The 23426-nt window shown below is 32.7% G+C and carries 16 protein-coding genes; 7 read left to right on the top strand and 9 right to left on the bottom strand.

Annotated elements, in window-relative coordinates; genetic code table 11:
• Positions 1 to 19: 19 nt before the first annotated feature.
• Positions 20 to 4015 (bottom strand): hybrid sensor histidine kinase/response regulator transcription factor, encoded by a 3996-nt coding sequence (locus D3P13_RS09785; RefSeq protein ID WP_157972880.1) that lies wholly within the window; start codon positions 4013 to 4015, stop codon positions 20 to 22.
• A 315-nt stretch (positions 4016 to 4330) separates the two neighbouring features.
• Between D3P13_RS09785 and D3P13_RS09780 the strand changes: the two genes are divergently transcribed.
• From D3P13_RS09780 to D3P13_RS09750, 7 genes are all read left to right on the top strand, one after another.
• Positions 4331 to 5686 carry a Gfo/Idh/MocA family protein gene (locus tag D3P13_RS09780; RefSeq protein WP_117881824.1) on the top strand — a complete coding sequence of 452 codons (1356 nt, stop codon included), beginning with the start codon at positions 4331 to 4333 and terminating at the stop codon, positions 5684 to 5686.
• Positions 5687 to 5723: 37 nt separating this feature from the next.
• Positions 5724 to 8918 (top strand): SusC/RagA family TonB-linked outer membrane protein, encoded by a 3195-nt coding sequence (locus D3P13_RS09775; RefSeq protein WP_117881822.1) that lies wholly within the window; start codon positions 5724 to 5726, stop codon positions 8916 to 8918.
• A gap of 16 nt (positions 8919 to 8934) precedes the next feature.
• A complete protein-coding gene (locus tag D3P13_RS09770) occupies positions 8935 to 10476 on the top strand; it encodes a RagB/SusD family nutrient uptake outer membrane protein (protein WP_198680005.1) in 1542 nt (513 codons plus the stop codon).
• A 29-nt stretch (positions 10477 to 10505) separates the two neighbouring features.
• The gene (locus tag D3P13_RS09765) at positions 10506 to 11177 is read left to right on the top strand and encodes a fasciclin domain-containing protein (RefSeq protein WP_117881818.1); all 672 of its coding nucleotides are present in this window, start codon (positions 10506 to 10508) and stop codon (positions 11175 to 11177) included.
• Between the two features lie 49 nt (positions 11178 to 11226).
• On the top strand, positions 11227 to 12309 hold the full coding sequence (locus D3P13_RS09760; RefSeq protein ID WP_117881816.1) for a DUF5007 domain-containing protein: 1083 nt from the start codon (positions 11227 to 11229) through the stop codon (positions 12307 to 12309).
• 64 nt (positions 12310 to 12373) lie between these two features.
• The gene (locus tag D3P13_RS09755; RefSeq protein ID WP_157972879.1) at positions 12374 to 13708 is read left to right on the top strand and encodes a hypothetical protein; all 1335 of its coding nucleotides are present in this window, start codon (positions 12374 to 12376) and stop codon (positions 13706 to 13708) included.
• 23 nt (positions 13709 to 13731) lie between these two features.
• Positions 13732 to 15039: a DUF3472 domain-containing protein gene (locus tag D3P13_RS09750; RefSeq protein WP_117881812.1), complete on the top strand. Its 1308-nt coding sequence runs from the start codon at positions 13732 to 13734 to the stop codon at positions 15037 to 15039.
• Positions 15040 to 15094: 55 nt separating this feature from the next.
• Here the strand turns inward: D3P13_RS09750 and D3P13_RS09745 are convergent, their stop codons facing one another.
• The 8 genes from D3P13_RS09745 to D3P13_RS09710 form a co-directional block, all read right to left on the bottom strand.
• Entirely contained in the window at positions 15095 to 15835 is a 741-nt protein-coding gene (locus D3P13_RS09745; RefSeq protein WP_117881810.1) for a head GIN domain-containing protein, read from the bottom strand.
• 83 nt (positions 15836 to 15918) lie between these two features.
• On the bottom strand, positions 15919 to 17037 hold the full coding sequence (locus D3P13_RS09740; RefSeq protein ID WP_117881808.1) for an acyloxyacyl hydrolase: 1119 nt from the start codon (positions 17035 to 17037) through the stop codon (positions 15919 to 15921).
• Position 17038: 1 nt separating this feature from the next.
• The gene (locus tag D3P13_RS09735; protein WP_117881806.1) at positions 17039 to 19153 is read right to left on the bottom strand and encodes an energy transducer TonB; all 2115 of its coding nucleotides are present in this window, start codon (positions 19151 to 19153) and stop codon (positions 17039 to 17041) included.
• 122 nt (positions 19154 to 19275) lie between these two features.
• On the bottom strand, positions 19276 to 19857 hold the full coding sequence (locus tag D3P13_RS09730) for an acyltransferase (protein WP_117881804.1): 582 nt from the start codon (positions 19855 to 19857) through the stop codon (positions 19276 to 19278).
• 3 nt (positions 19858 to 19860) lie between these two features.
• Complete coding sequence (deoC, locus tag D3P13_RS09725; RefSeq protein WP_117881802.1) at positions 19861 to 20604, bottom strand: deoxyribose-phosphate aldolase; 744 nt, start codon at positions 20602 to 20604, stop codon at positions 19861 to 19863.
• A gap of 95 nt (positions 20605 to 20699) precedes the next feature.
• Positions 20700 to 21449, bottom strand: a complete 750-nt coding sequence (locus tag D3P13_RS09720; protein WP_117881800.1) for an energy transducer TonB — start codon at positions 21447 to 21449, stop codon at positions 20700 to 20702.
• Between the two features lie 79 nt (positions 21450 to 21528).
• The gene (locus tag D3P13_RS09715; RefSeq protein ID WP_117881798.1) at positions 21529 to 22257 is read right to left on the bottom strand and encodes an energy transducer TonB; all 729 of its coding nucleotides are present in this window, start codon (positions 22255 to 22257) and stop codon (positions 21529 to 21531) included.
• 406 nt (positions 22258 to 22663) lie between these two features.
• On the bottom strand, positions 22664 to 23383 hold the full coding sequence (locus tag D3P13_RS09710) for an energy transducer TonB (RefSeq protein ID WP_117881796.1): 720 nt from the start codon (positions 23381 to 23383) through the stop codon (positions 22664 to 22666).
• Positions 23384 to 23426: the final 43 nt, after the last annotated feature.

Here is a 23426-nt window from a genome sequence, read left to right as displayed (position 1 = left end):
TTAATTAAACAATTTAGAGTTAACCTATGTTTTCTAATTTATAATTTTTTAAGAAACTATCAATTCCAGTCTTATTTGCTTCTTTTTTAAAAACACCTGGTGTTTTTTTAAAGTAGGCTTTAAAACATTTAGAAAAATATTTAGGATCATTAAAGCCAGTAAGGTAGGCTGTTTCGTTTATTGAATATCCGTATTTAGCAATTAAAACTGCCGCCTTTTTCATTCGTAAGATACGTACAAAATCAACTAAACTATGCCCCGTAAGTGTTTGACATTTTCTGTATAAACTAGAATAGCCCATATTTAGTGATTCAGCTAATTCTTCAACTTTAAAATCTGTATTATCTAAATTCTGATTTATCGTTTTTACAAGACTTTCTAAAAACAGTTCATCCTTTGTCTTTTCAATCTTTATTTCTGGAGAGCTCAAGACTTCTTTTCTATATTTAGAAATAATTTGTTCTTTAGAAGCAAGAATGTTTTTTATTTTTAATAATAACTCTGACGTGTTAAAGGGTTTATTGATATATTCAATAGCACCTGACGAGAGGCCCTCAATTTTTGCACTGATTGAATTTTTTGCGGTAAGTAATATTATCGGTATATGGGCGGTTGAAGTATTTTTTTGTAATTTTTGACACATCTCAACACCTCCTAATTTAGGCATCATTACATCGCTTAATATGATGTCTGGTAATTTGTTTTTTGCAATATCATATCCTTCTTCTCCATTACTGGCAATAATAATAGTGTAGGTTTCATATAGTAAGTCCTTTAAAAGTTGTTGTAATTCAACGTTATCTTCAACAACTAAAATTGTTTTATGATGAAAATTAAGGTTAGAGGGGTCAATTATATCCTGTTTTTTTGTTATTAATTTTGGTTCATCCTCCTTATCAGTGGTTATTCTATCATTTTTATCATAGGCATCTTCGGTAATAGGTATCAGCACATTAAATGTAGTACCTTTATTGGGTGTGGAGTCTACGCTGATTTTTCCATTATGTAGGTTTACCAATTCTTTAGTTAGTGCCAAGCCTATACCTGTACCTTTGTATTTTTGTGTAGAATGTGATTGATAAAAGAGTTCGAATATTTTTGTCAACTCCGCTTTTGGCATTCCAGAACCTGAGTCAGAAATGGATAGTTTTATAGATGTATCAGATTCAATATAAACAACATTAAGATTAATAGCTCCACTATCTGGGGTAAATTTAAATGCATTGGATAATAAATTATAAATAACATGCTCTATTTTATCTTTATCATACCAAGCATAATATAATTGATTAGGGCAATTTATGTTAAAATCAATATGTTTAATCCTCGCCATTTCTTTAAATGATACAGCAATATCACTAATATGTTTGCACAAAATATTTTCTGAAACATTAAGTTTAAGTTTACCTAATTCTTTGTTTCTTACCAACGTTAATTCTCTTGCAATTTTGGATAATCTTTCTGTGTTATTCGAAATGATATCTAGTCGTTGTTTTAGTAAAAGATTACCGTCATCTGATGCCCTTTTCTTCATGTTATCAAGTGGACCTAAGATTAAAGTGAGTGGCGTTTGGATTTCATGTGACATTTTGGTGAAAAAATCCATTTTTAGTCGATGTAAATCTTGTTCTTTTTTGTGTATTACTTTTTCTAAAAATAATCTTTTCCTCAAGTTAAACCACCTTTTAATAGCTAATGCGATAATACATAAAAAAAGAGCATAGATAATATATGCCAAACTTGAATTCCAAATAGGGGGTGTTATTTTTATATCAATTTGTTTTGGAGCGATGTCCCAAATTCCTTTTTTTGTGCCTGATTTTACCTCAAAGGTGTATTCACCTGGTGGTATGTTAGTGTATGTAGCAGTACGTTCAGAGTGGCTTATGATCCAATCTTTATCAAATCCTTTAAGTCTATAAGCATAAGAAAACGCGGGGTTTAAAATGTTATCTATAGCAGAAAATTTAAAAGAAAAAGAAGATTGATCATTTTTTAGTTCTAAGGATTTTATATTAAAAATACCTGATGTTGTTTGATCAGGAACAATTGTTTCAACGGGTTTATTAAGAACTTCAATAGAATTAATAAATAAATTGGGATTTGATTTTTTCTCAGTTAAATTCTTAGGGTTGAAATAATTAAACCCTTTGATTCCACCAAAGTACAACAATCCATCTTTGTCCTTATAAGCACTTCTTGCTAAAAACATATTATCTTGTAATCCATCGGTACTATAATATGTTTTTATAGAATCATTTTTTAAGTTTAAATGATAAAGACCATTGTTTGAACCCATCCAAATATTGTCTTTATCTTCAGCAACTAGACTTACAAAACGATGCTCTAAGCTATTTTTTAGTTGTTCATAGTCCGTAGAAGTATTATCTTTTATATTGTAATTTATAAGCCTCCCGTCCGCGTTAATTAACCATATGTTGTCTTGTGTAGTTACAGTTGCTGATCTGATTGAGAATAATTTATGACTTTCTTTGGTGGGAAGATTGGTATGTCCAATAAATGTCGAAAACTTGATATTTGAAGTGTTTTCACTGAATTCAGTTAGATCATTTTTAAACATACCTAACCAAATAGTACCCTCTTTATCTTCGTTGATACTTTCTGCAATTGTACCTTTTAGCCCATTAGAATTATTCTCAAAAGAAGCAATCAATTCAAACGCTGCGTTATAAACATTTAAAGAAACATTAGAGCTAACCCAAATTCTGTTTTTAGAATCGTTAAAAACAGTTCTTACATCGGTGGCTTCATGTTTTTTGGAATTGAAAATATTTATTTTTTTGAAACGATTACTTTTTGGTTTATACATCCAAAGCCCATTTTTATAGGTACCAAACCAAATATTTCCATTGCTATCTTCAGTAATAGATTGAATATAAAAACCTTTGGTTAACTTGTTTTTTTTGAAGTACTGACTTTCCTCGGTAGACCCATCTGTATTAAACTTAATTTTTGTGAGTCCGAACCCATCTGTTCCTACCCATAGCGTATTTAGAGAGCTTTTGAATATGCTCAAAACTCTTACGGGTTTATTATTCTCTGATCCAGAATGATAGTTTATATTTTCACTTGTATGCGGCAACACATTCAGTTTACCATAATTTGTCGAAACCCAAATGTTTTTATGGCTGTCTTCACTAATATTTAAAACGGTGTTACTACTTAGTGAAAATTCATTAGCATCTTGTTTTGTAAAAACATCTATTTTACCATTTACTGGATTTATTTTATATAAGCCAGCACCATCCGTTCCAGCCCATATAATACCGTCGCTATCCTTAAAAAATGTAAAGAAGAGTTCTTGGTCAATATTATAAGTATTGCCTTTAAAAAGAGATTCTTGAATAAATTGTTTCTTCTGTAAGTCATATACAAATAACCCGAAAGTCTCTGTTCCAATCCAAAGTCTATTAAGTGCATCGGTGGTTAAAATGAGGGCTCCTGGGAAATTTGAAAAGGGACCAACTAATTCACTTGACCTTTTGCTTTCTAAGTTGTAATTATAAATTTTACCATCATCTGTGCTTATATACAATTGATTTTCTGTTATTACTTCGATGTCAAACACATTTTTAACTGCAATACCGTTATTGTTAACAGTAGTAATACTATCAAGAGTTGAATTTCTATATCTAAAAATACTTCCATTTTTAGAAGCCATCCAAACGCTATTCTGAGTAGTGATAATAGCAGAGATCATATTGTTTTTTAATACACTAGTAGTTACATTTTGATAGTTACACTTATCGTATCGATATTTTGTTACCAATCCTAAATTTGATAAGATCCATATGCTATTATCGGCATCTTTTACAATTGTTTTTATGCGATCATTTTTACTTCGTCCAGGAAAAATAATTTCATTTTTTACAAGAGTATAATCATACCCGTCGTAAAGTAAAACTCCACTATTACAAACCATCCATATTGTACCCAAAGGGTCTTGAATGGTCTCTGAAACATTTATTGAGCTGTTGTCAATAGCAGGTGACAAGTGTTTGAAGTTTGCGTTGTTTTGAGCTACTGTTGAACCCAGAGAAAATAAAAGAGAACAAATTAATATTGGGAGTTTTAATCTTATCAAATTTTTTTAATTATTAAAGTCTATCGAAGTATAGTTTCTATAAAGGTAAATATATATAAAATTCAATCAAAGTGTAAATTTTCTGCAAAAAAGTGTAAAAATTGAGCTTAGTACATGTTTTAATCTTAATAATGGAGCTATTTGCTTAAAATTTCCACCAAAAATGGTTTTGAAATCCTAATATTTGACAATGTTAAAAAAAGGTTAAAATAACTTTACAATATTATGAATTCAAGAAGAAACTTTATCAAAAAAACAGCCATAGTAGGTGCCGGAATTTCCGTATTACCAAATATGACATATGGTTTTAGTCTAAAAAAAGACAAACTAAAAGTTGCATTAATAGGTGTTGGACTGAGAGGTACCAACCACTTAAATAATTTACTGCAACGAGAAGATGTTATAGTTACAGCTATATGTGATATAGACCCCAATAGAATAAAAATTGCGGAAGAGCAGATAAAGAAACATAACCATCCAAAAGTGAAAGTTTTTGGTAAAAATGATAATGATTATAAAAATTTATTGGACTTAAAAGAAGTTGATGCAGTGATTATTGCGACCCCTTGGTTATGGCATACACGCATGGCAGTTGATGCTATGAAAGCAGGTAAGTATACAGGGGTAGAAGTGTCAGCAGCCAACACAATGGAAGAATGCTGGGATTTGGTAAACACCCATGAGCAAACAGGCTCGCATTTAATGATTTTAGAAAATGTAAACTATCGTAGAGATGTGTTAGCAGTACTTAATATGGTAAAGCAAAATGTCTTTGGCGAAATGGTACATTTTAGATGTGGTTATCAGCATGACTTGCGTTTTGTAATGCTAAATGATGGAAAATCTGCTTATGGTAAAGGGGTAGAGTTTGGAGATAAAGGAATTTCAGAAGCAGCTTGGAGAACACAACATTCTGTGTTAAGAAATGCAGATGTCTATCCTACACATGGTGTTGGGCCAATAGCGGTTATGTGTGATGTCAATAGAGGTAATCGACTTGTTTCACTGACTTCTCATGCTACCAAAAGTAGAGGGATGCATAATTATATAGTAGAAAATGGAGGAGAAAATCACCCGAATGCAAAAGTAAATTTTAAAATGGGTGATGTAATTACATCAACCATCGAAACTGCCAATGGCGAAACTATTATCGTAACACATGATGTGCACTTACCTAGACCCTATTCATTAGGGTTTAGGGTGCAAGGAACAAAAGGACTTTGGGAAAAAGATGGAGACAGAATCTATATAGAAGGACAAGCAAAAACACCTCATGCCTGGGATGATTCAAAAGAATGGTTAGAAAAATATGACCATCCATTATGGAAAAAATATGGTGAACATGCCTTAGGAGCTGGTCATGGTGGTATGGACTTTTTTGTGATCAATTCATTTATTGAATCTGCAAAAGAAAATATTGCACCACCAATGGATGCTTATGATGCAGCAGCATGGAGTGCTATTACACCACTTTCAGAATTGTCAATTGAAAATAATGGAGAACCACAAGACTTTCCAGATTTTACAAGAGGAAATTGGATTAAAAGAAAACCATATAACTGGATTAAAGATACTTATTAACTAACCTTAAAATGAATACTAACTTAAAAACAAACTTATGAAGAAACTATTATTTTCCTTATTCTTATCGCTGTTTCTCGTTTCTGCTTATGCACAGCAAGCTAAAATAGAGGTGACTGGAACAGTAACAGATGCCGATACCGGAGATTTAGTTCTCGGAGCGACTATTTTAGAAAAGGGTACTTCTAATGGAGTAGTGTCTGATTTTGATGGAAATTTTTCCATTAAAGTGGCAGGGCCAGAATCTATTTTACACATTACTTTTATTGGTTTTAAAGACCAAGAGATAAAAGTTGGCGATAAAACTGAATTTAAAATTGTATTAGCATCAGAAGCTACAACTTTAGATGATATTGTATTAATTGGTTACCAGAGTGTTCGTAAAGAAGATGTTACTGGGGCTATAACTAGTATAAGTGCCGAAAAAATTGAAGGTATACCAGTAGTAACGGTTTCCGCTTTATTAGCAACACAATCTACAGGTATTCAAAATGTTCAAATGAGTGGGGCTCCTGGGTCTAGACAATCGCTGGTAATACGTGGAAATACGAGTATTGGAGGCAATTTAGATGCAAATACCGCATTTAGTAACCCTTTATATGTAATTGATGGTGTACAAACTTCTTTAGAAGATTTAGCGGGATATAATGTTTCGAATGTCGATTTTTTGGCGTCGTTAAATCCTAGTGATATTCAAAGTATAGATATTTTGAAAGATGCCTCTGCCGCCGCCATTTATGGTTCACGTGGTGCTAATGGAGTAATTATCATTACTACTAAAGGGGGTAAAGCAATGGATAAACCTGAATTTTCATTTTCAGCAAGTGTTGGTGTGCAACCTAAACCAGAATTAGTACCTATGTTGGTCGGTGCCGCTGAGCGAAGAGAAAAATGGAATATGATTGACCGATGGTGGCAGCCAGCAGAAGTACAAAATGGTAATGTACCTATGGTACTTTCAGATAGTTTAAACCCTGCTTTTAATAATAATGTAGATTATCAAGGTATGTTTTATAAGGCGGCCATAACACAACATTATAATATGAGTGTTCGTGGTGGTAGTGAGGAATCTAATTATAGATTGTCATTAGGTTATTCTGATAATGAGGGTGTAATAAAAGGTACCGGTTTTACAAGGTATACATTGTCTGCAAATATGAACTTTAAAGTAGGCTCTAGATTTAAAAATCAATTTAGAATCAATGCTTTTTTTACTGACAATCAAACGGGGCAAGGTAATCCCTACCAAGGTTCCTTCAGTTTAAACTCTGCTCTACCCGTTGATCCAGGTTCTTTGAACTCTTCCTTATTTTATATTAGTGATGACAAGATAAAATCTTTAAGTGGTGAATTAACAGACAAATTGAATACAGATAAAGCTTTCTCTACTACTTTTTCAAATTTTGCAACCTTGGATCTTATTGACGGCTTAACGTTAAATTCACAATTAACCTTTGTGTATAGTAGTAATAAAAAGAATTTTTATGAACCGTCCACTATTCGTTCTAATAGTGATGGTTTTGCAAGTTATGCACTGTATACTAGAAAAAATTTATCTTCTGATTTATACCTAAGTTATTTTAAAAATTTTGGAGAAGACCATGAAGTAACAGCAATTTTAGGAAACAAGGTAGATTATAATCAGTATGAAGATATGGGTATATCTGCGATTGGTTTTGGTAGTGATGCTATTCAAGTCATTAATGGTAGATATAGTCAAGAAGAAACTTCGGGTTATACCGATATAAGTGCTAATGCATTGTTATCTTATTTTGCACGAGCCAGTTATAAATATAAAGACAGGTACATATTTAGTGGTAATTTTAGTATTGATGGTTCTTCAAGATTTGGTACAGATGTACGTTGGGCAAAGTTTCCTGCCTTATCAGCGGCATGGATATTTTCAAAAGAACCGTTTTTAGAATCTATCATTGGTGACTTTGTAGATTTTGGTAAGCTTAAATTTACGTGGGGTATCAATGGGAAACAATTTCCTGAAAACTATTTAAGATTTGGTTCTTATAATTTAGGTTATGGTGGTGCTTCACCAAATTGGTATTGGACTAATCAGATGAACGTTTCTTCATATGGTGGTGTTACGGGTGTTATACCAAATTACGATGCTATAGGTAATGATAAGTTATCATGGGAGAATTCTGAACAATGGGATATTGGGTTCGAATTAGATATGTTTAAACGACGTTTAAGTATTAGTTTTGACGCTTACCATAAACAAACGGATAAATTATTTTTTGATGTTTTATTTCCAGGATATTCTGGTTATAATGCCGCAAAAACCAATGTAGCAGGTATTTTAAATTATGGTTGGGAAACTTTTTTAACCTATCATGTTTTTCCTAGAACGAACGACTTTCGTTTATCATTTGATGTTGGTTTTAGTCAAAACAAGAATTATGTTACCAAATTACCTAATGGAAATAGAGATTATACTGGGGCAGGGTATGGTTACGTAGTAGGTAAACCAATTAACATTTACCAATTATTTATTAATGACTATATCATAGATGATTTAAGCCAACTGCCTGTTAATCCATATACAGGTGAAGCCTTAGCAGGTAAAAGTGCATGGGCAAATATACGACCAGGCTTTCCTATTTGGAAAGATTTAAATGGTGATTATATTTTAAATGAGACCCACGATCTTCAATTGGCAAGAGATTTTTCTCCAACACCAGATGTACAGGGTTCGTTTAACTTAAACGTAAAGTATAAAGGATGGTATTTACAAGCCTATAGTCAATTTTCTTTCGGTGCAGATATTTTAAATACTGTACTAAATAGTTATATGGATTCTTATGATAGAGGTGGTGATGGATGGGCAACACAAGGATTGGCTGATTTAAGTGGTTATTCTTTTTGGGATCAACCGGGTGATGGTGCTGCTGGAGCACGTTATCCAGCATTATATCCTTCAGTAGGTAGCTTAGGTGCATTTTACGGATTTAGAGGCAATCAGTCCCTGTGGATAGAAAGTGGTGATTATTGGAAAGTGACCAATGCATCAGTTGGTTACACTTTTGATAAAGGCACCTTTTTAAAGAACATCGGGTTGAGTAGATTACGTGTGTATGGTTCTGTATTAAACCCATGGATGTGGCAACGCTCTAAAGCTGTTGTTGATGCTTCTTTGGTAGATGCTACAGGGCGAACGTTGGGTAATGGATATCCTCAGGCGAAGACATTTTCAATAGGTATCGATGCAAAATTTTAATTTTAAAAATAAGAAAATGAAAAACATAAAAAAATATACATTTTTTACCATGATCATATGTTTATTCAGCACTTATAGCTGTACCGATATATTAGATCAAGAACCTGTAAGTATTACACATCCAGCTGTTTTTTGGGACAGTCAACCAAATGCAGAACAAGCGTTAGCCGGGAGCTATGGTTTATTCAAATATGCCATTACCTATCAAGCTAATTTTATTTATTGGGGTGAATTACCAGGCATGACTTTTATGAATAGCCGTAACTGGATTTCAGATTACATAGAAGGTAGTGGTAATTATGTGCTAGCCTATAGAGATAATAGTCGTAACTGGAAAAACTTTTACAGAGCTGCCAACTGGGCATTAACCATTGAGAAATATGTTACAGATATGCCTGATAATCTTTTTACTTCTGTTGAAGAAAAAAACAGAATAATCGGTGAGGCCGCATTTGTTAGAGGGCTTTCTTATTATTGGATGGCTCGTATTTGGGGAGATGTACCTATTGTTACGGAGTCGGTAGAGTCATCAGACCAATTACTTGGTGAAGATGGGTTTATTGTGAGAATTCCAAGATCTAACGAACTAGAAGTATTAGATTTTGCTTTAGAAGCAACTAATAAAGCTATAGGGTTATTAGAATATTCAGCTCCAGGCAACACAAATTGGGCTATTACGGCTAACAAAGGTAGTGCAGAGGCTTTAAAAGCAGGTTTAACCCTTTGGTATGCCTCTCGAGATAATAACAATTCAGATATGGTTCAACAATCTATTGAAGCTGCAACATCTGCAATTAATAATAGTGGTGCTGAATTAATCGATTATGTTACTGAAGGCAAGGATGGTTTTGATGCCATGTGCATCGGTCAGTCAAAAACAGGTTTGTTTGAAATTAATGTGAGTGCTGATATGAACGAATCGTTTAGAATGGAAAGTAATGACGGTCATTATACTGGACTTACATTGAATTACCCTATTTGGAAAACAGAAAACACAGGAGTAGCTCCAACTATAGATCCAGATTTTTATGGAAAAGAAATGATGAATGAGGATGCTGATAGAGAAAATGATATCCGTAAAGAGTTATTTTTCTATGACTATGAAAGTAGCAGTAATTCATTTCCGTTAAAATATTCGCATTCATCTGCTGATCCTAATTCTGAAGATGCTTATGCACTTTTTTCTGAGTCTAACATTGTTTTATTTCGTATGGCTGATATGTATTTGTTAAGAGCAGAAGCACAAGCAAGGTCAGGTGCAACAGGTCTTGCGGTATCTGATTTAAATATGGTTAGAAGTAAAGCGAATGTGCCTAATTATACGGGTGCTACCGATGATGACAGCCTTATGAAAGCCATTTTTGATGAGCGAGCCATAGAATTTGTAGGGGAAGGTAAATCGGCTTATGATCGTATAAGAATGAATTATTATGAAGGTGTACCATGGATGAACCAAAGTAGGATTGCTAAAAAAGGATATTTTTGGCCAATTGACCCTTCAATTATTACAAATAATCCATCTATTGTACAAACAGAATATTGGAGAGGAGCTTTATAATATAAAATAACATTATAAAAAATAACAAGATGAAATATCCATTAAATACATATAAAAAAATGAAAAACATAGGCTTGATAATCTTAGTTTTTGTAACGCTTTATGCGTGTAATAGTGATGATTATTTGGTAGATGGTGGTATTAGTGACGAAAATGTAAATGCTACCACTTTCGATTTCATTAAATCACATAAGCAGTTAGACACCCTAGCTATTCTTATTGAAAAAGCAGGTATGACCACAGAAGTAAACGGAGAAAACACTCTTTTTGCTCCTAACAATACGTCAATTAAACTTTATGTAAATAAGGTATTAGAGGTAATGAGAAACGAAGATCCGCAAGCACAGTTTACAGTAAATGATATACCCGTTGACACATTGAAAAAGTATATGGGTGGCTTTATTTTTCCTGGTAAAATTAAACGTGAAAATATGACCAAAGAAGGTGAAGTGCTAACCGCTTTAAACGGTGAAGAAAGAAAAATATCCTTAGAGCCCACTGATGAATACTCAGACCAATTAGAAACTTTTCCTGAATACGTTTATTTTACCTATAAAGTAGGAGACGATTGGGAAGCTTGGAATGATGGAAATAGTGATGATAAGAAATATTTAATTAGAACTTCTAACATTTCAACCACTAATGGAGTAGTACATGTACTTCAAGGAAGTTATGTGTTGTTCAATTATGACCCTAAATAATCATAAAGATTAATAAGAGTTTCAATTTTAAATCTTAATAAAATAACAAATGAAAAAAATATTAACTACTTTAATAATTGCTATTGCGTTTGCTTCTTGTACTCCACCAGAAGTAGGCTATATAAGTGATGACATACACGCTCTTGAAGATACTATTTTTGTGCCACGCGGTGTCTTTAAACTAGCGGCAGCACCTGCTGCAGAAGGTTCTACCTATCCTTTGGAATGGGAAATTACAAGTATTACAGATGCTCAAGGTAATGCCACAGATGATTTGTTTGCAGAGCATGAAATTACAACTTGGACTTCTGCGTATAATCCTGAAACGGATACAACCTTAGAACTAGCTCAGGCCAAAATTGAACAAACCATGCAACCTTCTATTTTGATTAGTTCCGTAAGTGGTGAAATAGCCTTTACACAAGCTACCAAATTTGTTGAAAATGATATTTTCAAATTAAATGTTAAGGTAAAAAATGTTAAAGGTGAACGCGAATTAAATGATTTCGTAGTTGTAAAACTTTTACCTTTTGAAGCAGTAGAATTTCCTACAGAAATGAGGGCAAGGTTAAACTTGACGAAAAATTCAGGAGGGAATGATATTTTATATACTTCATCAATCACCAATGGATTTGATGATGAAGTACCAAGTGTTTTAGATGGTACCCACCCTTATATAACCGTATTAAAAACCAGTAATGAACCTGCCGTGGGTATCAATGTTAAGATGGTTATAGCAGACAGTTACGGTGCACCCCTAAATCCAGAAAAAGTGGTATTTTATCCTACTGGATCAACGTATTTACAAAATTATCATGACAATTCAACAGAAACTACCTCGGATGCCACGAGTACAACTTTTTCATTACCTGCACCACCATTTCCACAGTACGGGAGGTCGTATTCAGGTACTAGTTCTTATTTGATGTATTATTTAACCACTGGAGATGCTTTTACTGTAGATACCGCTGCTTGGGAAGCTGAAAATGGTGCTAAAGATTGGTCTCCTTACACAGACCTAGTTACGGGTAACATAAATAATAGTGCTTATATACGATGGGGTATTAAAATAAACGATTCCGGCACTTGGGAGATTAAAATGAAAATTCCGTATTCAAAGCTTAAAGAATAAAAATTTCACCATAAGTATACCCTTTGAATTCTGATATTCAAAGGGTATTAAACAATTGAAAATAATGCATAAAAAAATATATTTTAGTTTAATAACGCTGCTTCTTGTTAGTTTAATAAGTGTTGCACAAGAACAAAGTGATGTGGTTAATCAAGTCGTTAAGCCTTCACGAACAGAGGTTGTAGTACCTATTCATAAAGCTGTTTTTAGAGATTCACTGTGTAAACAAAGAGTGCAAGGTGGCAATCCAAGAATACAAAATGGATATTTGCAATTTGATGGTTCTTTAGACGGTAATAGACAAGTAGATCCACAAATTGCCGTTGGAGGAGGTTTTGTTTTTCATGGAACTAATAGTGGTTTGGTTATTTATGACAAACAAGGTAATTATATAGATGGTGCATCACAAAAATGTTTTAATAATGGAATAGACCCGAAATTGTTTTACGATGCTCATAATAAAGTATTTGGTTTTGACCTTTGGGTATATTGGGATAAAGCTAAAATAAAGCCAGTTAATATTGCCATTTCAGAAACAAGTGACCCTAGAGGTGCTTGGAATATTTATCCGGTTTCTGCATCAAAAGGTGTTGATGGTGGAGGGATTGGTTATAGTAAAAAATGGATTGGATATTCTTTTCCAGGAGGTGAAGATAGAACTTTTGTGTTGAAGATGAGAGAAGCTAAAAGCGGAAAAACAGCTACTGTTTATCATTTCCCTGGTACATTAGGCCATCCAGTATTTACACAAGACAGCACAGACGATCTCTATTTTTTTAAAATTGCTAAAGAGTATTTTGTAATAACCAAAGTTACAGAAGATGAAACAGGTTCGCCAGTAAGCCAAGTAGTAAGTAAAAAGAAACATGGTTTAAAAAATATTGGTTACCCTCCAAAATCACCGCAAAAAGGAACTGATCAAGTTACTTCTTCAGGTGATAGAAATCCTAAAAATTTAGTATTACAAAATGGATTTTTGTGGTTTTCGCAAGCAATTAATTACAAAGGAAATTCGGCAGTGCAATGGCATCAAGTAAAGTTAGATGGTTCCATAGTTCAAACAGGTTTAATTTATGATAAGAATACCAACTATATCCAAACGACCATAGGTGTAAACAAGAATAACGATGTTTTAGTTGGTTTTCAAGAAACGAACGCCAATATGTTTATTAGTCCAAGAATGGCTTTTAGATATGCTAAGGACCCAGCAGGTCAATTAAGAGAAATTGTAAAGTTAGGTGAAGGTACTGGGGCCACCGATGGAGTTGCATGGGGAGACTATAGCGGTACTGCCATTGATGGTGATAATGGAATTGACTTATGGACAATACAAAGTAGAGCGAATGACAAGGGAAGGGGCGAAACGGTAATCGTAAAAGTGCCTTTTAAAAACAAATAAATTTTAAGGAATAACTAATACTCATGAGATTCATTTATTTTGTAACACTTTTTGTACTTATTTCTTGTCAGTCAAAGTCGGCTGAAAACCAAAGTACTCAAAATGAAAAGTTAAGTCTTTCAATTGAAATTCCTGCAAGTGGTAATAGTTGGATACATAACAATAGTTCTGAAAATTCCAACATGCTTAGAGATTCAGTAATTAATAACTGGACAAATTTAAAAACTGTAGTTCGTACATATTTTAAAACGGATACATCTGGTAAGTTACATCTGGGTTTGAATGCAAATGTACCTGATGGTACTTCCACAATTAAAGTTACCATTGGCAATAAATCAGAGACTGTGACATTGAATAGTTCTGAATATATGGAGATTGCAGTGGGTGTTTTTGATATAAAGAAGGGATATAATTATGTTGAAATAGAGGGGGTAGGAAAGTCTGGAAAATATATTGCAAATATAAATAAGGTACTAATTGGGGGACCGGCCACAGAAGGCAAGGTTTATTTTATAAAAGACGATTTTTATTTTGGACGTAGAGGACCTTCAGTGCATTTATCTTACAAAATACCTGAAAATAAAGATGTTGTTTGGTTCTATAACGAAATTAAAATACCAAAAGGAGAAGACGCATTAGGATCCTATTTTATGGCGAATGGTTTTAAAGATGGTTATTTCGGAATTCAAGTGAATTCAGAAACGGAACGGCGTATTTTATTTTCTGTTTGGAGCCCATACGAAACGCAGAATCCAAAGGAAATACCGGATGATTATAAAATTATTTTATTGGGTAAAGGCGAAGGAGTTACTTCAGGTGAATTTGGCAACGAAGGGTCTGGAGGACAAAGCTATAAAGTCTTTAATTGGAAAGCAGATAAAACCTATAAGTTTTTATTAAAAGGAGTTCCTTCTGTAAATAATTCAACAGATTATACAGCTTATTTTTTCGATCCAGAAAAAGATTCATGGAATTTGATTGCCAGCTTTCGAAGACCACATACGAGTAGATATTTGCAAAATGTATATTCTTTCTTAGAAAACTTTATACCAGACACTGGTAATATTTCTAGAAAAGGGAATTATCAAAATCAATGGGTATATACAAAAGATGGTGTGTGGACTGAGTTAACCACTGCGAAATTTACAGCAGATGCAACGGCAAGGAAAGAAGCTCGGTTAGATTATGCTGGTGGAGTTGAAGGCAGTGCGTTTTTTATGAAAAATTGTGGATTTTTTAGTGAAACCACACCTATAGATTCTGAATTTACAAGAGAAGCAAATGGAACAGCTCCGTCAATCGATTTTTCGAAATTAGAAGTTCCTAAATGATATAATATTTGAATTAGTTTTTAAAAGCCTTTATGTAGTATTCGTGAAGGCTTTTTTATTTAATAATTAATTCACCATTATAAAAGGTTTTTACGTCAACTAAAGGCGGTTTGTTTAATGAGATTAGGTCGCCTACACTTCTTATTTCTCCAGTTAGTTTTTGAATAGGATTAACGGTCATGGTATTAATTCCTCTGTGAAAAACATCCACATTTTGAGCTTCTAAGTTCTCACCGTTAAACTTACCTTCGCCCGCATAAAATCCTACAAACAAATTATTTGTTTTACCTTTTATTGTGAAATTAGATACATTATTAGATATAATATTTAAATGGTTATTGTCAATAATAAGGTCAAAATCACCAACATTTTTGGTTGGTAAATAATAGTCTTCAGAAAACAACGTAATAGAGTTGAACTTTAAAATTTCTGTACTTGAAATTGTAAATTGTGATGCGTTTCTAATTTCGGTAATATCATTAGCAGTCAATATTAATTGAGCAGGGCTGGTATCTCTAAATAAGTTACAAGTACTATTTTCAATAGATAATACACCATCGGTTATTGTTGTCGAAATGTTATCAATTAGGTTTTTGCCATACTTTATTTGAAGTGTGTTTTCTAACCCTTGCTTTATTTCTAAACGAATTCCTTCATGGACAATTATCTTTCTAAAGCTCGATAAACCTACCAATTTTTTAACTTCCGTTCCTGACGATGATAAACAGTCAGAAGTATGATCAGAGCATCCTAAAGTCAGTAGAGAAATTACAATACTTAAAATCTGTTTTTTCATTCTTTATTCATATATCAAACTTGAGAACTCATTTATAACCTCATTAAAAAATAACATTCATAAACTTTTTTTAATTCTAAGAATTAAAGCCTTATACCAATACCTAAATCAATTGATTCTGCTAAAAATAAATGAGCCTTAATGGATGCGGTTGCAAACCATTTTGGTCCAAAATATTTTTTTACACCTATACGCTCATAATATCTAGTTTCGTATCTGTAGGGATAATAAACATAGTATCCTAGCTGTGTAATTATAGAAAAATTATGGATATCTAATTCGTGGCCAACCAACAAACTAACACGCTTGTAATCTGATTTCCCATCTTCTTCTGGGAATTCAGGAAAAGCCACTGCGTTATAGGCAATCAATTCTTTTAAAAATTTTGAAATAAATAGTTCACTACCAAATTGGAGTATACTTTTTCTATTAAGCCTTTTGTCTACATAAACAGTTCCAACATAAAACGGGAATTGTTTTGTGCCTAAATTTCCTGCACTATTTATACCACCACTCAATTGTAAATTAAGTTTAAGACTTTCATTAGTTTCGTTATTGTTCGCTGTAATGGGTTGACTATAATCAATAGGATTATTTGCGTCAAAATTATAACTAATTCCTGTTGTGAACGAAAGTGTATTAAGTCCTAAATTAGGAGACTTTATGGTTCCATTAGAATAATGTGAAAGCATTAAGCCAAAGGTGGCGTCAAAGGCATTAAAAACCTTTTTATGTTTATAATTAATACCGAGCGTTGTGTTCGCTAATAAATGAGAACCAAAAGCGATATTTTTATTATTGGTTTCTAAATCAAAAGGATTTGTATTATACGCAATGCCTTGGCCTAGCTTTATATAAAATAGATTTTCACGAGTTCTATTACCAAAATATAACGAATAATTAAGTTGAGTTGTAAATGTTTCACCTAATACCGCATTGTCAAAATTGTGATAGATAAAAGAAATACCCCAATCAGGAAAGTTATACGCTGCCAAGTTGTTGTTCTTCGGAGTTGTTTTATGATTGTAACTTAAAATAAACCCATCTGGATTGGTAATTGCCAGGTGTGAAACCTTATTTTTGTGCTTAAGAATAGTACCGTAGAAATATTCGAGATGCAAAGAAGTGTGCCCCTCATTTTGAGGCCACAATGTTAAGTTGATAGTAAAAAATAGTATACCTGTTACTATTTTATACTTCATCTTAAAAATCGAAATACCAATTAAATAAATCTGCTTTTAATCCAAAAGTAAACCATGTTGAATTATCAATGGCAGTATCTGTTATAGCCTGAGCCGGATTGAATTTTCTAAAGGTGATTCCTGCAAATAATTTCGTGTTTGTTGCGGGATTCACTAAGTATCCACCTTGAAAATCTGCAATAAAGATTCTGGTATTATTACCTTGTAACAAGTCTATTCCGGTATCACTAGTTCTATCTTCATAACTTTGATAAATGTTGCCTCCATAGTTTAAACCATTAATATCAAAACCTTTATTACCCATGTTTATTTTAGCACTACCAAACCATCTGTCTTTTTTATAGCGTGCAATGGCCACAAACTCCCAAAAATTGCTTCCCCAAGGATGTCCCAAGGGTTGATTGTAATGGGCATAGTTTAAAATAGGGTCTTTATGAGAAAAAGTATATGGTCTAACTACGTTAAATTCTCCTTGTAAGTATAAATTATCGACATTAAAGGCATTATAATACTTTGCACCCATTTGTATACCAAATTTATTAGCCCAATAACCACTTCCATCAAATATTTTTCCAATCGTTAATTCATCCAATACGAATTGTGTATAAGTAGAAAAATTATCAGAAACTTTATATTTTGTACCTAATCCGATAATGGCGTTACCACCTCGTGATCCTCTTGAAAACTCTACAGCTCTGTAAAAAATAATAGGATTAAAATAGTTGATGTCAAACCCGTTGTTTTCACCTTTTTTAGTAATCGCAGCTTCAAATAAGCTCACGTTTAATCTTTTGGTAACATTATAACTTAGATGATGCATGGCTACAAATTTCCTAGCACTTAAATTATCTACATTTACTGAAGGTCTTACATCTTCAAGCCACATCCATGTATTAGTGTATTTTATTTTCCAGAATTGTGTGCTAATTTTTAAATGAGGATAAGAAGATGCCGCATCTGATAACATTAAGGAACGATATCCATCACCTACAAAATTTTTACCATGACCAAATTGGAAATTAAAAAATTTACTCGGTGTATAGGTTAAATAGGCTTCTGCAACAGGATAGTCAAAACTATTTGTTTTAAAAATCTTAGCCTTACCACGGCCTGGCACTAAGCCATAGGATTCAGTAGGCTTGTTGGCTCTTGCAAAGTCGTTTATATAATCAGCAAAGCGACCTTGGCTTTCGTAAATAGAAGCTGAAAAGTTGAAGTTTTTACCCAAACCACCCTGAATTTGAATGGCTCTCGTGTTGTTGTAGGTATAATCAACATCGTTTGAATTGTCTTTACCAATTTGCAAATCAAAAAGTGGGTCAATAGTAAACCAATAATCCTCTTTTTGTACTTTAAAAAAATGTTCATTCCACAACTTTTTACCCCATTTTGAGGATTTATCCTTAAACAAACTCGTTTTTTGCAGGTCTAAGTCTACATATTTGGAAGTTTCGCTATATAAAAATGGTTTAAAACCTGTATGTGAGTTTTCGTTTTGATCATAGTAATAACTTAACTCATCATAGGTGCTATGTGAAAATGGAATGTTAAGTTCACTTTGATGTTCTGGAAAATAAGTACTAACAACAGCCGTTTGTATGTCTCTCTTTTGAGTATTTGAATTAAGAGGAGTAGGAGTTGTTGGCGGAGTTACTGGTGTTATTGGTGTATTTACTACGACATTTTCTTCAGTACTTTCTTTAGTTATTTTTCCAGGGGTTGGCTGTGAGCCTAGTGGTATTTGAATTGGTAGTCCAAATCGCATATCTATAGGTCTACCGTTATAAGTCGCTGGCTGAGCTTTTGGTAAAAGAGCAAAAACTCTTTTCGCTTCGGCTTCTAATTCTTTATACGCAGAACGAACATATAAAACTTCGAATTCTCCTGTTTTTGTAACTAAAAATATAACGCTAACTGTACCTTTATAGTTATCGGATTTTACATTATTAGGTACTTCAAATGCTGCTAATACATCTTTAGTCAAGTTTTGATTAAAACAAGAAGCTAAAGTAGTTTCGCTTGCAGCATCGCAACCCTTATAAATAGGATAAATATCTTCTTGTCCAAGCAAGACGTTTGAAGAGATAAGAAGGATAATTATAAAGAGATATTTCATTTAAATTTATTTTCACCAACCTATTTTTTTATTAATGCTCTGGGTTGGAATTTGTAATTTTAACTAAGTGTCCTTTCCGGACTCTCATTCGATACTAGTTTTGTTAAATTTTGGCAAAGGTATTAATATATTTTGGCTACCTTATTATTATTTAACTGATATTTCTCTTTACTCTCAGGGCAGATAGCAAAACCTTTTGCATCAAAATTCAATCGATGACCATATTCGCTCACCCAACCAATTTGTTTAGAAGGATTGCCTACCACTAAAGCATATGCGGGAATTTCTTTAGTTACAACACTACCAGCTCCAATAAGTGAGAACTCACCTATAGAATTTCCACAAACAATAGTGGCATTTGCTCCAATACTAGCTCCTTTTTTTACTAAAGTTTTTTTGTATTCATCTTTTCTGGCAATTGCACTTCTAGGGTTAATAACGTTTGTAAATACCATTGACGGACCTAAAAAAACATCATCTTCACAAATAACACCGGTGTAAATTGAAACGTTATTTTGAACTTTTACATTACTACCTAAAATGACATCTGGTGATACCACTACATTTTGTCCAAAACTACAGTTTTCTCCTATAACACAATTAGACATGATATGACTAAAGTGCCAAATTTTTGTCCCCTTACCAATTTTACAATTGTCGTCTATTACGGCAGTCTTATGAGCAAAAAAATCTGATTTTTCCATAAATTAATAATTATCGTTAGTTGAGCCTCCATCTGCAATACTTTTCGCAGCGGAAGTGCCTATTCTGTTCACACCTAAATTAATCATTTTAACAGCATCTTCATAGTTCTTAACTCCACCCGCAGCTTTACTTTGTAAGGGTTTGGCATTTTCTACAATCAATTTCATACCTTCAAATGTAGCTCCAGAAGTTTTATTATCACTTGTTTTAAAAAAGCCAGTTGACGATTTTACATAAACACTTGAAGCCTTTTCTTCACCGAAATTACTTAAAATCACATCTCTAATAATTTGAGTAATGGCAACAATTTCATTGTCCGATAAGGCCGCTATTTCAATAATCCACTTTACAATTTTACCATTTTCTAATCCAATTTTTGAGCATTTAAAAACCTCACTTTTTATCAGATTGATATTACCATTTAAAAATGCTGGATAATTAATTACAAAATCTAATTCATCAACATCATTTTTAATTGCTTCTTTGGCTTCAGTCAATTTTTCTTCAATAGTAAAAGTACCTTCATGAAACCCTATTACCGTACCCACTTGAACATCACTGTTAGCTTTAGTAATCAATTCTTTTGCAAGGGAAACAAACGTTGGTCTTATCATGACTAATTTGAAGTTTTCAGTAATAGCTTCCTCAATTAGTTTAATTACGTTTTTACGTGTTTCATCTTCTGAAATACCTGCTTGTACGGCAGTTTTAAGATAGGTAGAGTCTAAGTGTTCATTAATGTTCATTTGTCATTTATTTAATATGCAAAAATAGCGATTTTAATACAATAATAAATCCCACAAGGTTGCGGGATTTGTTATTGTATGTTTTAAAAGAATAATTATTCAATTTGGAAAATAATAGGTAACGTATATTTTACAGGAACTGCTTTTTTACGTTGTTTTCCAGGGATCATTTCGGGTAACTTTTCTATTACGCGTAACGCTTCTTTCTCTAAGCTTTTATGAGGTGCTCTAATTTGAATATCAGTTACTAATCCATTTTTACCAATAGTAAATTGAGCATAAATTTTTTGTTTACCAGATAAGCTCAATCCCTCTGCAATACTTGCATCAAAATTTCTATTTACAAATTTGGTCATTTGCTTGGTAAAACATGTTTTTGCAGCTTCGTTTTTCAAGTCTTCACAACCAGGAAATATGGGTGCTTCTTCTAAAACTGTAAATGGTATTGGTGCTATGTCACTTTCTTTGATAACGACTTCTATTATACCATTTATTTTTTCTGTAGTGGTAGTTTCATCAGGAGGTAAATCAATAAAGGTTTCAGTAGGAGTTTCATTAGGAACTATTTTTGGTTCTACTAATTTCACCTTTTTCATAATCGGAGGTTCTTGAGGTGCTGATTTTCTCTCGATAATTATTGCTTGTGGTGCATTAAATACATATGTTGTTCCTTCTTCATGAACTACATCATCTAAAATAAATACAGTTTTGGTTGATGTGTACTCTAAAGAGAGGTAAACAATTAATAAAGCTAATACCAAGCCTAGCTGCATAAAAAGAGCTGAACTGCGGTAGAATTTCTCGGTTGGTGGTTGATTTTTGTTGGTTTGTTTTGAAAAATTCATAATGGTATGTTTAAAGTGTTAAAACTATGTTAACATCAATAAACATACCAAGATTGAAATTATGTAACTAACGAATGATTTATATTCTTACTTCTAAAGTAATAGGTAATGTATATTTTACCCCAACAGGAATACCACGTTGTTTTGCGGGGATCATTTTAGGTAGAGAATTTACAACTCTAATGGCTTCTTTCTCTAATCTTGCATGAGGACCTCTTGCTTGTACTTTACTTATATTTCCAGTACGGTCTATACTAAAAAGTACAATTACTCTTTTTTTACCTGCTTCTAATCCTAATTCATTTGTAAGATTGACGTCGAAATTTTTACCAACATGTTTCATGATTTTTTCCTGTAAGCATTTTTTTAATGCTGCTTTATTGCCTTTACATCCAGGGAAAATTGGGGCGTCTTCAATAATTGCAAATGGAACATCATCTAAAATTACTTCCTCTTCAACAACTTCTTCAACTTGATCCAAAGTAACTTCAACCTTGTCGTCTTGGTCAATTTCAGTTGACTCAAGCATTGTTTCTTCAACTTCTGCTTCATCTGTTACAACTTCAATAACTTCTGGGGCAGGAGGTGGAGGTGGAGGTGGTTTTATTTGTTCAATTCTTTCTGTAATAGGTATATCTTCTACAATTTGTTCTTCCATTATAAGACCTGCGAGGTCTGATACCGATCTTTCATATACTCTATGTTGTATGGAAACATATACAATGAGTAAAGAAAGTGCTAAACCTAATTGCAAAAATAACCCACTGTAATTTTCTAATTTAGCTTTGGGATTCTTTTTAACTTCCATAATATAAATATTTAAGTTTAATACTAATTTTTAAGTGGATATGATTATCTACTTCTTTATAAGAGTACTAAGGTCTTAATTCTGGAGTGAAAAAAGAATGATAAATATCATATAGGATACTAAAATTCAGTTTGGTTAAATATTTATAAGAAAATCCAAAAGAAAAAAGATATATCAATGTTTTAGGGAATTCTTTGAGAAAAAGTTTGAAATGTAAATATTATGTTGAATATGTTATTTTTATTTTTTTAACAATTAAGGGTGTGTTTTTGCGAATTACACAAAAATAATAGTCTAAAAATGCTAAAATGAGTTTAAAATTCAACTAGGATGAGCTTTTAATAATTAAAAAAAGGACCATCTTTTATAAAGATAGTCCTTTTTAATAAATCTTTTTTTGGATTTCTTACTCAACTAATAAAGTAATTGGGAGTGTGTATTTTACGCCTACTGGTCTACCACGTTGTTTTCCAGGAATCATTTTAGGTAATGAATTAACTACGCTAATTCCTTCTTTTTCTAATCTAGCGTGAGGACCTCTTGCTCTAACATCAACAATATTACCATTTTTATCTATTTTAAAAACGACATATACTTTCTTTTTACCAGGATCTAAACCTAAATCTCCAGCTAAGCTTGTGTTAAATTTTCTACCCACATGTTTTTCAATAGATTTTTGAAGACATTTTTTTAATTCTGCCTTACTTCCTTTACATCCAGGAAATATTGGTGCATCTTCAATAATAGCAAAAGGAACATCTTCAGCTACTTCTTCAGCCTCAACAACTTCAACAATTTCTTCAACTTCAACAACTTCATTTTCGTCAGTTTCTGTTGATTCTAACATGGTTTCTTCCACTTCTTTTTCATCTTCTACAACTTCAATAACTTCAGGAGCTGGTGGAGGTGGTGGAGGTGGTTTTATTTGTTCAATACGTTCTGTGATTGGAATGTCTTCTTCTATTTCTTCACCCATGTTAAGAACGCCTAAATCGTCGATATCTCTTTCAAACGTTTTATATTCTATACCTACATAAACAATAAGTAATGCTAATACCAGACCTAACTGTACAAACAGTTTGCTGTAATTTTCTAAATTTGCTTTTGGGCTTTTTTTAGTTTCCATTGATAAATAGTGTTAATTTCTTTGCTAATTTAATAAATAAATT

The sequence above is a fragment of the Aureibaculum luteum genome, from assembly GCF_003449015.1.
Classification (GTDB): Bacteria; Bacteroidota; Bacteroidia; order Flavobacteriales; family Flavobacteriaceae; genus Aureibaculum; species Aureibaculum luteum.
This window is presented reverse-complemented; position numbering and strand designations above follow the sequence as displayed.

Bases quoted from the DNA above. Each gene is read 5' to 3' on its own strand.
- D3P13_RS09745 (WP_117881810.1), bottom strand. From the start codon at position 15,835: ATGAAAAAACAGATTTTAAGTATTGTAATTTCTCTACTGACTTTAGGA.
- D3P13_RS09755 (WP_157972879.1), top strand. From the start codon at position 12,374: ATGCATAAAAAAATATATTTTAGTTTAATAACGCTGCTTCTTGTTAGT.
- D3P13_RS09735 (WP_117881806.1), bottom strand. From the start codon at position 19,153: ATGAAATATCTCTTTATAATTATCCTTCTTATCTCTTCAAACGTCTTG.
- D3P13_RS09780 (WP_117881824.1), top strand. From the start codon at position 4,331: ATGAATTCAAGAAGAAACTTTATCAAAAAAACAGCCATAGTAGGTGCC.
- D3P13_RS09775 (WP_117881822.1), top strand. From the start codon at position 5,724: ATGAAGAAACTATTATTTTCCTTATTCTTATCGCTGTTTCTCGTTTCT.
- D3P13_RS09740 (WP_117881808.1), bottom strand. From the start codon at position 17,037: ATGAAGTATAAAATAGTAACAGGTATACTATTTTTTACTATCAACTTA.
- D3P13_RS09720 (WP_117881800.1), bottom strand. From the start codon at position 21,449: ATGAATTTTTCAAAACAAACCAACAAAAATCAACCACCAACCGAGAAA.
- D3P13_RS09765 (WP_117881818.1), top strand. From the start codon at position 10,506: ATGAAATATCCATTAAATACATATAAAAAAATGAAAAACATAGGCTTG.
- D3P13_RS09770 (WP_198680005.1), top strand. From the start codon at position 8,935: ATGAAAAACATAAAAAAATATACATTTTTTACCATGATCATATGTTTA.
- D3P13_RS09710 (WP_117881796.1), bottom strand. From the start codon at position 23,383: ATGGAAACTAAAAAAAGCCCAAAAGCAAATTTAGAAAATTACAGCAAA.
- D3P13_RS09715 (WP_117881798.1), bottom strand. From the start codon at position 22,257: ATGGAAGTTAAAAAGAATCCCAAAGCTAAATTAGAAAATTACAGTGGG.
- D3P13_RS09730 (WP_117881804.1), bottom strand. From the start codon at position 19,857: ATGGAAAAATCAGATTTTTTTGCTCATAAGACTGCCGTAATAGACGAC.
- deoC (WP_117881802.1), bottom strand. From the start codon at position 20,604: ATGAACATTAATGAACACTTAGACTCTACCTATCTTAAAACTGCCGTA.
- D3P13_RS09760 (WP_117881816.1), top strand. From the start codon at position 11,227: ATGAAAAAAATATTAACTACTTTAATAATTGCTATTGCGTTTGCTTCT.
- D3P13_RS09750 (WP_117881812.1), top strand. From the start codon at position 13,732: ATGAGATTCATTTATTTTGTAACACTTTTTGTACTTATTTCTTGTCAG.